The following is a 12,372-nucleotide window of genomic DNA, read 5'->3' as shown; positions in this document are numbered from 1 at the left end:
TGGGATCGGCTGGAGCGGTCGGCGACAATGGCGCGATGCAGGCAGAGGTGGACCCGGATCAGCAGCCCGGCGCACGGGAGGCGATTCGCACGGCGTTGGTGGACCAGGCGTCCCTGGTCCGTGCGCTCGGATCCGGGCGGCGGCGTGGCCACGACCAGCCGCAGTACCAGCGCGTCGAGCTCCGGTATGTCGACCTGAAGGGTCACCGCCACCTGCAGATCACCGAGTACGACGAGCGCCAGGCGCACACTCGCAACCTGGCCGCCGGACCGGACGCCGCGAAGGCGGTGGACGAGTTGCTGGACGTGCCGTACGGGTCGTGGCACCTCGAGACCACGACCGAGACGCTCCGGCTGCGCTACACCAAGAAGGGCAAGGAGTTGCTGCACCGGCAGGAGGACGGCCGGGAGCAGGAGACCGGCCACGACCGGGTGAAGCAGCGGGCGCTCGATCCGGATGCGCCGTTCCTGATCGAGCTCGGAATCAGCGACCACCTCGGCCGGGTGAAGCCGTCGCGGCAGTCGAAGTACAAGCAGATCGACGAGTTCTGCAAGTTGCTGGCACCGGCGCTGGACGAGGCGGTCGCGGCTGGGCGGATTGCGACCGGGCGGCCGCTGCAGGTGGTCGACCTCGGCTGCGGCAACGCGTACCTCACGCTCGCGGCGTACCACCTGCTCACCGAGGCCGGGCACGACGTACGGATGACCGGGATCGACCGCAATCCGCAGGCGCGGACGCGAAACACGCGGCGGGTGGAGGCGCTCGGCTGGCAGGACCATCTGCGGTTCGTCGACGCGACCATCGAGGATGCGGAGCTCGACGTACGGCCGGACGTGGTGCTGGCGTTGCATGCGTGCGATACAGCGACCGACGACGCGCTGGCGCGGGCGGTCTGGTGGGAGGCTCCACTGGTGCTTGCGGCTCCGTGTTGCCATCACGACATCCAAAAGCAGCTCAAGAGCGTCTCACCACCGGCGCCTTATGCGCTGATGACCAGATATGGCATCGTTCGTGAGCGGTTCGCCGACGTCCTGACGGATTCCCTTCGGGCGGCGGTCCTGCGACAGGTCGGATACCGGGTGGAGGTCGTGCAGTTCGTGGACAGTCAGCACACTCCGCGTAACCTGCTGCTCCGTGCCGCCCGGACCGGTGCGAAGCCGACGCCGGAGCTGGAGTCCGAGTACCGGACGTTGATCGACGAGTGGCATGTCACACCCCGGCTCGCCCAACTCGTGCTGCCCGGCGACCGCGAGGTTCGCTCGTGACCCTCCTCCGTCCCCTTGCCCTGGCCGCCGCCACGTTCTTCACCCTCGGAGTGCTCCCGCTTGCCCCGTCGGCAGCGGCACCCTCGGCGACCACCGCATCGGCCGGGGCGACCTCGGCCGGAGCCATCGCGACCGGGGCCACGTCGGCCGCGGCGGCGTCGCGCGCGGCGGGCTCGGCCGGGGTGCCGATCGCGGATCCGACGCCGGGGGCGCCGAAGAAGCTGTTCACGATCGGGGACCCGCGGGTCGAGGAGTCGTCCGGGCTGGCGAAGTCGCACAACTTCGACGACATCTACTGGACGATCAACGACTCCGGCGATCGCGCCCGGGTGTTCGGCATCGACCTGTCCGGCAAGGTCGAGATGGTGCTCAACTTCAACGCGGAGGTGAGCGACGTCGAGGCGATCGCGGTCGACAAGGACGGCTTCATCTACGTCGCCGACATCGGCGACAACAAGGCCGACCGGGACATGGTCTCGATCTACACGATGCCCGAGCCCAAGCAGCGCGGCGACGTGGAGAAGATGACCTACCACCGGTACGACTTCACTTATCCCGATGGTGCCCACGACGCCGAGACGCTGCTGGTCGAGCCCGGTACGAACCAGCTGTACATCGTGACGAAGGCCACCAAGGGTGCCGCGATCTACGCGGCTCCGCCGGCTCCGTCGCGCGAGGGGACCAACGAGCTCACGAAGTTCGCGCCTGCGCCGCCGGGAGTCTTCACCGACGGCGTGTTCCTGTCTGACGGCCAGCAGGCGGTGCTGCGGACGTACACCGACGTACAGACCGTTGCCTGGGGTGAGACGCCGACGGTCGTCGCGAAGGGCGCGACGCCGCTGGGTCAGGGCGAGTCGGTCGCTCTCGGCAAGACCGACAGCACGCTCCTGGTCGGGTACGACGCCAAGGACTCGCCCGTCTACCAGGTCCCGGTCCCGGTGAAGAAGGCCGCCTCGCCACCGCCCGCGACCGCGACTCCGAAGCCTGGCACGACCGACGACGCCGGAACCGAGTCCAAGAAGAGCCACAGCCTCCGCTGGATCCTGATCGGCGCCGCCGCCTTCGCCCTCCTCATCACCATCCTCACCTTCCCCCCAGGCCGCCGGGAACGCCGAGACCGCCAAGCCGAAAACGCCCGCCTAACCGGCCAATCCCCACCCACCCCCCACCGCCGCACCTAACAGTGAGGATGTAGGCGAGGGCCCCGCCGCCCTCGGCCCCCGCATCCTCCACGGGACAACCAGCGCGCGCTCAACGCCAACTACCCGCACCGCCCAGCGGCGGCAGCAGTAGCGGACCCTCAGGAAACGAGCAGCCGCCGACCTCGCGAGAGGATCGGCGGCTGTTGGGTGTGGGGGTTACTTGAGGTGGTCGACTACGTAGTCGATGGCTTGGGTTAGTTTTTCTACGTCTTCGGGGTCGACTGCGGGGAACATCGCGACGCGGAGTTGGTTGCGGCCGAGTTTGCGGTAGGGCTCGGTGTCGACGATCCCGTTCGCGCGCAGCGTCTTCGCGACCGCGGCGGCGTCGATCGAGTCATCCAGGTCGACGGTGCCGATGACCAGCGAGCGGGCGTCCGGGTCCTCGACGTACGGCGTGGCGTAGTCGGACTTCTCGGCCCAGGTGTACAGCCGGTTGCTCGAGTCGGTCGTCCGCCCGACGCTCCACTCCAGCCCGCCCTGGTTGTTGATCCAGTCGGTCTGCTCCGCCATCAGGAACAGCGTGGCCAAAGACGGCGTGTTGTACGTCTGGTTCTTGCTCGAGTTGTCGATCGCGGTCGCCAGATCCAGGAACGCCGGGATCCACCGCCCGGACGCGGTGATCTCCTCGACCCGCGCCAGTGCCGCCGGGCTCATGACCGCGATCCACAGCCCGCCGTCGGACGCGAAGCACTTCTGCGGCGCGAAGTAGTACACGTCGACCTCGTTGATGTCGACCGGCAGACCACCTGCACCCGAGGTGGCGTCGATCGCGACCAGCGCACCCTCATCGGCGCCGGCGACGCGCTGGACCGGCGCCATCACACCGGTGGAGGTCTCGTTGTGCGGCCAGGCGTACAGATCCACGCCGGCCTCGGCGACCGCGACCGGACGCGTCCCTGGGTCGGACTTCACAACCGTCGGGTCGCCCAGGTGCGGCGCGAGCTGCGTGGCCTTCGCGAACTTCGAGGAGAACTCACCGAAGCTCAGGTGCTGGCTCTTCTCCCGGATCAGCCCGAACGTCGCGATGTCCCAGAACGCCGTCGATCCGCCGTTCCCGAGCACCACCTGGTACCCGTCGGGCAGCTGGAACAGATCCGCCACGCCCTGCTGCACCCGAGCCACCAGGTTCTTGACCGGTGCCTGCCGGTGGGACGTACCGAGCAGCTTGGCGCCCTCGGTTGCCAGCGCGGCAACGGCTTCCGGGCGCACCTTCGACGGTCCGGCCCCGAAGCGGCCGTCGGCGGGCTTGAGCTCTGCAGGAATCTGAATGTCGCTGGTCACCAGCGTTTCCCTTCGTCGTCTGCCTTTCCTGAGCCGACGACGCTGTCAGCAGGCCCCATCCTCCCACATCCCACCAACCGCCCCACCCCGGGTCTCAACCAACCTGACGCGCGGCTACTCGTGCTTGCGGGTGATGGTTTGGGTCCCCGTCAGTACGGCGACAGGCCCGTCCGGGGTGTCGGTCCACTCGCCACACTCACCGCCGCCCTCGGCGACCTCGAGCGTCAACTCCGAGCCGTCGTCCATCCGCAGCGCCGGGTGGTAGTAGGAGGCGACCTTCTCGGCCTCGCCCTCGATGTAGTGCCCGATCAGCGCGCGCCGGAAGCGATCGGTGGTGACGTTCGGGTTGCTGCCGTGGACCAGGGCGCCGTGGAAGAACAGCACGTCGCCTGGTGTCATCTGGATCGGTACGGCGGCGCCCTGCTCCGGCAGCGGAACGGTCACGTCGGTGAAGCTGACCGTAGTGTCCGCCTTCTCGGTGCACAGGATCGGCCAGCGGTGGCTGCCGGGAACGACCTCGAGACAACCGTTCGCCTCATCCACGTGATCGAGCGCCATCCACGCCGCTACGCAGGTGCCGGGCTCGGCCTTCAGATAGAAGTTGTCCTGGTGCAGCGCCTGCCCGCGGGACCCCGGCGGCTTGAAGTAGATCATCGTCTGGACCGCGTACGGCGACCTGCCGAGGATCTCGGTCATCACCTTGTCGAGCCGTGCATCGATCATCCAGCGCAGCGACGTGTCGTCCCAGCGGTGCATCTGCGCCATCCGTGGGTACCGGCGGAGCGGATCGCGGTCGGCCGAGGTGTGACCGGCGAAGTCGCCCTGGTACGACCCCCGGTGCCGCAACTCCATGTAGTGGTCCCGCAGCCGCTCGACCTCGTCGACCTCGAACAGCCCACGCACCAGCGTGTAGCCCGCCTGCTCGAACTCTTCCTTGTACGAAACGCTCATGCACAGCTCCCACAAGAGATCCGTCATCGGCGCCCGGAGTCGTCTACCGTCTTCCAGACAGCACTATTCTCCTGAAGTCCAGTGCGGCCGGCCACGGATGATTCGCGCGAGGAGTTGAACTTTTGTCGCATTACCCGGCGCCGTTGAGGCTCGACCTGTTGTCGCCGCCGACGTTCTGGCGCTGCGAGCCCAGCTGGTCGTGGGTGTCGCGTCCGCTGCCGGACCACCTGCTGTGGTGCGTGCTGGACGGACGAGGATCGATGGAGCTGGCCGGGGAACGGCGAGAGCTGCATCCCGGTGTGTGCGCGGTCTTCGCACCAGGTGATGCGCCAAGAGCCACGCACGATCCGCGGCGGCGGTTGCTGGTGTTCGGGATGCACTTCAAGGTCGACCGGAGCGGAGTGGTGCCGGACCCGCGGTGGGGCGAGGTGATGGACCGAGAGCTGCTCGGCGTACTCGCTCGGACCAGTGATGCGTCGTACCGGCGGCAGGATCCGTTGGGCAGACGGCAGGCGGAGCTGTGCCTGGAACAGGTGCTCGGGCTCGTCTGGGACGCCGTGCACAACCCCGGCCGGAGTGCGACCGACACCGCGGTCGATGAGGTGGCACGCCAGCTCCGCCAGGACCCAGGACATGACTGGACTGTCGCCGAGATGGCACATCGCGCTGCGCTCTCCAGAGCGCAGTTCACCCGCCGGTTCGTCGCACAGCTCGGCATGTCACCGGCGCAGTACCTCATCCAGTGCCGGATCGACCGCGCCCACGAGTTGCTCACCGAGACCGGCCTGACGGTCACCCAGACCGCAGCTGCCCTCGGCTACACCGACGTCCCGTACTTCAGCCGCCAGTACAAGCAGCGCACCGGCCGCTCACCCAGCCAGGACCGCTAGCAGCAGGCGCGTCAGGCCCAGCCCGGCTTCCAGCCCTCGATCGAGGTTGCGGGGCGGGTCGCGGGACCCGAGTAGATCGCCGACGGCCGGATCAGCCGCCCGGTCCGCTTCTGCTCCAGCACATGCGCGCTCCACCCGGCCGTCCGCGCACAGGTGAACATCGACGTGAACATCGGCGGCGGTACTTCGGCGAAGTCCAGCACGATCGCCGCCCAGAACTCCACGTTGGTCTCCAGCACCCGATCCGGCCGCCGCTCCCGCAGCTCGGCCAGCGCAGCCTGCTCCAACGCCTCAGCCACCTCGTACCGCGGTGCAGCCAGCTCCCGCGCCGTACGACGAAGCACCCGTGCCCGCGGATCCTCCGCGCGATAAACGCGGTGTCCGAAGCCCATCAGGCGCTCGCCCGCGTCCAGCAGACCCTTCACATAAGCACGCGCATCGCCGCCGCGCTCCACGCCCTCGATCATCGTCAGCACCCGCGCCGGCGCACCGCCGTGCAGCGGTCCGGACATCGCACCGACCGCACCGGACAGTGCGGCGGCGACATCCGCGCCGGTCGACGCGATCACGCGCGCGGTGAACGTGGAGGCGTTCATGCCGTGCTCGGCCGCCGACGTCCAGTACGCGTCGACCGCCTTCACGTGCTTGGGATCGGGCTCGCCGCGCCACCGGATCATGAACCGCTCGGTAATCGTCGTCGCCTTGTCCACGTCGCGTTGCGGCACCATCGGTTGCCCGATGCCACGAGCCGCCTGGGCGACGTACGACAGCGCCATCACCGCCGCCCGGGACAGATCCTCGCGCGCTTGGACGTCGTCGATGTCGTACAGCGGCCGCAGACCCCAGGCGGGCGCGAGCATGGCCAGCGCGGACTGCACGTCGACCCGGACGTCACCGGTGTGGACCGGCAGCGGGAACGGTTCGGCCGGCGGCAGACCCGGAGTGAACGCACCGTCGACCAGCAGACCCCAGACGTTCTCGAACGGCACCCGGCCGACCAGGTCCTCGATGTCCACGCCCCGGTAGCGCAGCGCCGAACCTTCCTTGTCCGGCTCCGCGATCTGGGTGTCGAAGGCGACCACGCCCTCCAGCCCGTGCTGCACCTCGGTCCTCGGATCTGACATGCGACTCCCTCGTCCTCGTGATCGACGCACGAAGCCCACCAGGAGAGCCGCGCGCACCGTTGGGCGCCCAGGCAGCATATGTCTCCGGCTCGGCGACCGGACAGATTTGTGACCGGTTCGAGGTCTACGGTGGAACACATGCCAGCCAAGCCCAATCCCGCCCTGGGCCTCGTGCTCGGGATCATCGTTGGTTACGCCGGTATCGTCGGTGGCTCGTACGCCGGCACCCGGCTGGCCCTGGCGCGCCAGGTCCGGTTCGACAGCATCATCGAGCACGGACTGCAGTGGCTCCTGATGCTGGCGGCCATCGCGGTGATCGTCGGTCTGCTGATCGCCATCCGGCCGATCGGGGCGGGCGTCATGGTCGGAGCCGGCGGACTGATGACGGTCGCCGGGCTGGTCGTGCTGCTTGCGCCGATCCGCTCCGCGTACGACGTGATCAAGCTGTTCCAGCTCCCCGGCTCGCGGACGGTGGCCTACATGCTCACCGACGGGTCCGCGCTGTTCCTCGGCATCGTGTTGCTGGTCGGTGGCATCGGCCGGTGGGTCAGTGACGCCAAGACCGCGCGAGCGCTCCGCGGCGAGAGTGGCGGCTACAACCCGGCCCTCGCCCCGCAGCCGCAGCAGTGGGGTGGCTACCCCGGCCAGCAACAGCAGCCCCCATCGACCTACCCGGGCCAACCGCCACAGGCCTATCAACCCGGTCAGCAACAGGACCGGCAGCAGCCCGGCGCGTACCCCGGCCAGCAGCCACCCGGCAACACTTTCCCCGGTCAGCAACCGCCTCGGTAAATTTCCGGAATAGATCGTAACTTTCCGCGCGGAGCGTGCATCTGGCTCTGCATGGAAACTCTGGTCGCCTACGCCTTCAACAACGACAGCGCCTCCCGGGCTGCCGCGGGGCGGGCGCGGATCGAGGCGTACTACGACGGTCTCTGGGATCGTCAGGGCAAGCACAGCGGGTACGACGGCAGCACGATCGGCCTGCACGTCTGGGACCGGGACGACAGCGGTTCGTCCTGGCCGTCCTGGCACGACGCCGGCGAACTCCGGATCGCCACCCAGCACGCACCGCTGGGCTATCAGCGGGTCATCGGCGACGTCCCGCCGCACGACGCGCCGGCCAAGCTGGCGCACGCGGTCCGCCGGAATCCGGCCGGCTTCCTGGAGCTGGCCCCACCGTTCACGATGGCGGTGATGGACCCGGACGAGGACCGCCTGGACCTGTTCACCGACTCGATCGGTGTCGGCCGGCTGTTCCAGCTGCGGCTGGCCGACGGCTGGGTGTGGAGCAACCGCCCGGTGGCCGCGCTGCTGTTCGGCGGCATCCATGCCGCCGCGAACCTGCGCGGCTGGACTTTCGCCGCGGCCTGCGGTTGGTTCATGGACGACAGCACGCCGTACGACGGAGTGCTCTCGGTTCCCGGGGCGACCCACATCGTTGCTGACGGCAGGCGCCGCCGGCAGACCGTCAGCCGGATCGAGACCACCAGCGTGTGGTCGACCGACAGCCCGGACACGGTGGAGGAGACGGCCGAGGCGCTGCAGGATGTTGCGCGGTCAGTAGGTCGCCTGTGGCCCGGCAAGCCGACCGTCGACCTGAGTGGTGGCCGCGATTCCAGAGTGGTCGCCGCATCCTTCCTGGCCGCCGGTGTGGACGTGAAGCTCAACAGCTACGACGCAGTGCCGGGCGAGCTCGACGTCGCCGAGTCGCTGGTGCAGATGCTCCCGCAGCAGGTCGAGCACTTCACCACCCGCAAGGCCGTGGGCGTGAAGGCGAAGGTATCGGCTCAGCCGCCGAAGCCGCCGGCGCTGGTGGAGCGCGCGCTGCGCTGGCATCGGTACGCGGAGGGCCTCCGTCCGGCCAGCTACCTGTTCCACGCGCCGCCCGCCACTCTGGCCAACGTCGCCCACCTGGCGATCGGCGGTGCCGGCGGTGAAGTTGCCCACGGCCACTTCTACCCGAACGACGTACTCGCGCTGGACGCACTCCCGCTGCACGACAAGCTCCAGGCCTTCGGCAAGCGTCTGCAGACCCGGCTGACCCCGACCGCGGGTCCGTCCGAGCGATCCAGGACCGCCGTCGCCGACCAGATCGAGCATGTACTGCGGGACGCGGTGCACGGCGGCATCGAGAACGCGACCATGATCGACTACTTCTACGTGGTCGAACGACTGCGTCGCTGGGGGACGACGGGGGAGCGCAGTGGTGTCGTCTCGCCGCTGCTGATCCCGGCGTTCGTCCGGGCCGCGTTCGCGCTCGATCCCAGTCAGCGGGTCGAGAACGCCTTGCACCGCAAGCTGGTGCGGCACCTGGTGCCGGAGTGGGCCGACGTACCGTTCTTCAAGCCGGTCGTCGCCCCGGCGACACCTCGGCCGGCCAAGAGCACCGTCCGCTGCCTGGCCGACGCGCCCGACCGCGAACTGATCGAGCGACTCCTGACCGAGGTCGACGGCTTCGACCCCGGGTCGCTCAGCACGCTATGGGCGGCGTCCACGGCCGGCGCCAGCTCGGCGGGCGGCGAGGCCACCCTGCGGCAGGCGCTCTGGCGGGCGACGTTCGACCAGCATCTCGAAGAGATCAACCGGCACCTGCCGGAGGACACCCGCCCGGTCGTTCGGATCGCCAAACCACGGCCCGCGCCGGTCGTGATCCCGAAGAACCGCCGTCTGGTCCGGAACTCGGCCGCCCGGATGCTGGCGTCGACGGTCCTGTGGCGGACCTTCCGCACCAGCAAACTCGGCCGGTCCTGGCGCAGCCTCAGCAAGTAGGACCCCAGTAGGCTCGGACCGTGGATCTTGCGGAGATGCGGCAGACCTATGGCCTGGGGGAGTTGCTCGAGAGTCAGGTCGATCCCGACCCGATCGTCCAGTTCCGGACCTGGCTGGCGCAGGCGACCGAAGCCGGCCTGCCGGAGCCGAACGCGATGGTGCTCGCCACCGCGGACGGCGACGGCCGGCCGTCGGCGCGGACCGTGCTGCTGAAGGGCCTCGACGAGCGCGGGCTCGTGTTCTTCACCAACCAGCAGTCCCGCAAGGCCGGCGACCTGGCCGCGAACCCGCACTGCGCGCTCGCCTTCCCCTGGCACGCGATGGAGCGGCAGGTCCGCATCGAGGGCAGTGCGACCAAGCTCCCCGGCGACGAGGTCGACGCGTACTTCGTCCACCGGCCGCGCGAGTCACAGCTAGGCGCCTGGGCGTCACAGCAGAGCCAGCCGGTCGCGTCCCGCGAGGAGCTCGACCTGCAGTACGCGTCGTACGAGCGTCAGTGGCCGGAGGGCACCGAGATCTCCACGCCGTACTTCTGGGGTGGCTATCTGGTCCGGCCGGACGCGTTCGAGTTCTGGCAGGGACGGACCGGCCGGCTCCACGACCGCCTGGCCTACCGGCGGACCAACTCCTCCTCGGACGACTGGGAGTTGCTCCGGCTCCAGCCCTGAGGAGCCTCCGAGGTCTCGCGGAAGCCGTTGCGCTGCCACCACCGCGCCAGCGGAGCCGGCGCCCACCAGTTGGCCCGGCCGAGCAGCCGCATCGTCGCCGGCACCAGCAGCGCCCGCACGATCGTCGCGTCCAGCGCGATCGCGATCACCAGCCCGACCCCGATCATCTTCACGAACACGATGCCCGAGGTGGAGAACGCCGCCACCACGATGATCAGCAGCAGCGCCGCACTCGTGATGATGCCGCCGGTCCGCTGCAGTCCGAGCGCGACCGCCTGTGTGTTGTCGCCGGTCCGGTCGTACTCCTCCCGGATCCGGCTGAGCAGGAACACCTCGTAGTCCATCGAGAGCCCGAACAGTACGGCGAACAACAGCACTGGGTTGGTCGCGTCCAGGAATCCGGCCGGGGTGAAGTCGAGCAGCCCGGACAGATGACCGTCCTGGAAGATCCAGACCATCGCCCCGAATGCCGCGGACAGCGACAGCACGTTCATCAGCAGCGCCTTGGCCGGCAGCACGAACGATCCGAACGCGACGAACAGCAGCACGAACGTCACCAGCACGATGAACCCGGCCATGTACGGCGCTCGCCCGGCCAGCACATCGAGCAGGTCGATCACCGCGGCCGTCTCACCACCGACCTGGGTCTGCGTCCCACCCGGCGGTGCGATCGCCCGTACGTCGTGGACGACATCGCGCGCCGGCAGTTCCTGCGCGGTGAAGTGCGTGTGCACGACCAACTCCGCGACGCCGTTCTCGTACCCACCGACCCGCACATTCTCGACGTCGGCGACCTGACGCAACTTCGCGAGGTACGGCGCCAGTGCCGTCGACGGATCGGATGGCGGGGAGTCGAACCGGACGGCCACGACGATGTCCGACCCACCCGCACCAGCGAAGTCACTTTGCAGCGTCTCGGTCACGGTGCGGGAGGTCGCGCCGGCAGGCAACGACCGGTGGTCGACGCCACCGAGCTGCGCCTGCAGGAACGGGATCCCGAGCACCAGCAAGACCGGCACCAGCACCAGCACATACCGCACCGGGCGCCGCATCACACTGTGCGCGAGCCGGTACCACGCTCCGTGCCCGGCGCGCGCCTCGCGAGGCTTGAGGAACGGCAACCGCAAGCTGTTCACCCGATGCCCTAGAACCGCCAGCAGAGCAGGGAGTGCGGTCAGCGCCGCCGCCATCGCGACCAGTACAGCGGCCGCACCGCCGTACGCCATCGAGCGCAGGAACATCACCGGGAACAGCACCAGACTGCTGATCGCGACGCCGACGGTGATACCGGAGAACGCGACAGTCCGGCCGGCGGTCGACATGGTCGCGGTCAGAGCCGTCTCCACATCATTGCCCTTGGCAAGTTCTTCGCGGAACCGGGTGACGATGAACAGGGCGTAGTCGATCGCGAGCCCGAGGCCGATCATCGTGACGATGTTGATCGTGAAGATCGACACGTCGGTGATCGCGGTCAGCGCACGCAGCAGCACGAAGGCGCCCAGGATCGCCAGCGCGCCGACGAACAACGGCAGGCTGGCGGCGACCAGGCCGCCGAACACGACCACCAGCAGCACCAGCACGATCGGCGTCGAGATCGTCTCGGCGTGCACGATGTCGTGCTCGGTCTGGGTGTTCACCTCGTCGAACACCGCGATCTCGCCGCCCACCTTCGCATCAAGCCCGGATGGCGCCGTACGCACCTGGTCGGCGATCCGGTGGAACGTCGCCAGCCGCTCCTCCTGATCCGCGCCGGCCAGCGTGAGTACGGCGTACGTGCTGTGCTGGTCCTTGGAGACGAACAGGGGCGAGCGAGTGCTCCAGTACGTCGTCGTACTCAGCACGTCCTGGGACGGCAGCCCGGACAGGTGCTGCTCGACGGACTGCCGGAACGACGGGTCAGCGACGGTCTGCGTGGAACTCCGGTAGAGCACGATCACGTCGGTGCCCGTGCGGCCGACGTTCTGCTCGATCGTCGCGACCGCGTTGGCGGCCTCGGTGTCCGGTGCGTCGAACCCGCCGTTGGCCAGCGATCCGAACACGCCGGTGCCCCAGGCCAGCCCGACGGCGACGAGGACTCCGGTCAGGGCGAGCACCAGGCGACGGCGCCGGTACGTGAAGTGGCCGAGCGTCTCGAACACGAAACTCTCCCCAGGGCGTTAGATTTGAGCGGCGGGTGTCTCAGTGAACAGCGTTAACTGTTAACGGTGTTAACTCTAGAC

10 protein-coding genes are annotated in these 12,372 nt (G+C 68.8%); 6 read left to right on the top strand and 4 right to left on the bottom strand.

Annotated features, from left to right (window positions below):
* Window positions 1-35: 35 nt before the first annotated feature.
* Both E0H75_RS39250 and E0H75_RS39245 read left to right on the top strand, forming a co-directional pair.
* Window positions 36-1,265 (top strand): class I SAM-dependent methyltransferase, encoded by a 1,230-nt coding sequence (locus E0H75_RS39250; RefSeq protein WP_131518802.1) that lies wholly within the window; start codon window positions 36-38, stop codon window positions 1,263-1,265.
* Complete coding sequence (locus tag E0H75_RS39245) at window positions 1,262-2,446, top strand: hypothetical protein (RefSeq protein WP_131518801.1); 1,185 nt, start codon at window positions 1,262-1,264, stop codon at window positions 2,444-2,446. The genes E0H75_RS39250 and E0H75_RS39245 overlap by 4 nt, the downstream gene beginning before the upstream one ends.
* A gap of 177 nt (window positions 2,447-2,623) precedes the next feature.
* Here E0H75_RS39245 and serC read toward each other — a convergent pair whose 3' ends face one another.
* Together serC and E0H75_RS39235 are read right to left on the bottom strand one after the other, a co-directional pair.
* Window positions 2,624-3,748 (bottom strand): phosphoserine transaminase, encoded by a 1,125-nt coding sequence (gene serC / locus E0H75_RS39240; protein ID WP_131518800.1) that lies wholly within the window; start codon window positions 3,746-3,748, stop codon window positions 2,624-2,626.
* A 114-nt stretch (window positions 3,749-3,862) separates the two neighbouring features.
* Complete coding sequence (locus E0H75_RS39235) at window positions 3,863-4,699, bottom strand: phytanoyl-CoA dioxygenase family protein (RefSeq protein ID WP_131518799.1); 837 nt, start codon at window positions 4,697-4,699, stop codon at window positions 3,863-3,865.
* 122 nt (window positions 4,700-4,821) lie between these two features.
* Between E0H75_RS39235 and E0H75_RS39230 the strand changes: the two genes are divergently transcribed.
* The gene (locus E0H75_RS39230; RefSeq protein ID WP_131518798.1) at window positions 4,822-5,589 is read left to right on the top strand and encodes a helix-turn-helix domain-containing protein; all 768 of its coding nucleotides are present in this window, start codon (window positions 4,822-4,824) and stop codon (window positions 5,587-5,589) included.
* A gap of 11 nt (window positions 5,590-5,600) precedes the next feature.
* On the opposite strand, the gene E0H75_RS39225 is transcribed toward E0H75_RS39230, so the two are convergent.
* Entirely contained in the window at window positions 5,601-6,713 is a 1,113-nt protein-coding gene (locus tag E0H75_RS39225; protein WP_131518797.1) for a citrate synthase 2, read from the bottom strand.
* Between the two features lie 138 nt (window positions 6,714-6,851).
* Here E0H75_RS39225 and E0H75_RS39220 point away from each other — a divergent pair, with 138 nt between their 5' ends.
* From E0H75_RS39220 to pdxH, 3 genes are read left to right on the top strand one after another with little or no spacing between them, the layout of a single operon-like run.
* Entirely contained in the window at window positions 6,852-7,505 is a 654-nt protein-coding gene (locus tag E0H75_RS39220; RefSeq protein ID WP_131518796.1) for a hypothetical protein, read from the top strand.
* 51 nt (window positions 7,506-7,556) lie between these two features.
* Window positions 7,557-9,485 (top strand): asparagine synthetase B family protein, encoded by a 1,929-nt coding sequence (locus E0H75_RS39215; RefSeq protein ID WP_131518795.1) that lies wholly within the window; start codon window positions 7,557-7,559, stop codon window positions 9,483-9,485.
* A 20-nt stretch (window positions 9,486-9,505) separates the two neighbouring features.
* Window positions 9,506-10,153: a pyridoxamine 5'-phosphate oxidase gene (pdxH, locus tag E0H75_RS39210; RefSeq protein WP_238163537.1), complete on the top strand. Its 648-nt coding sequence runs from the start codon at window positions 9,506-9,508 to the stop codon at window positions 10,151-10,153.
* Here the strand turns inward: pdxH and E0H75_RS39205 are convergent.
* Window positions 10,096-12,291: an MMPL family transporter gene (locus tag E0H75_RS39205; protein ID WP_131518794.1), complete on the bottom strand. Its 2,196-nt coding sequence runs from the start codon at window positions 12,289-12,291 to the stop codon at window positions 10,096-10,098. The two genes, pdxH and E0H75_RS39205, sit on opposite strands and share 58 nt — an antisense overlap.
* Between the last annotated feature and the right edge of the window lie 81 nt (window positions 12,292-12,372).

The sequence above is a fragment of the Kribbella capetownensis genome (genome assembly GCF_004331485.1).
Classification (GTDB): domain Bacteria; phylum Actinomycetota; class Actinomycetes; order Propionibacteriales; family Kribbellaceae; genus Kribbella; species Kribbella capetownensis.
The sequence above is the reverse complement of the archived record's forward strand: the minus strand, read 5'-3'. Positions and strand labels throughout refer to the sequence as shown.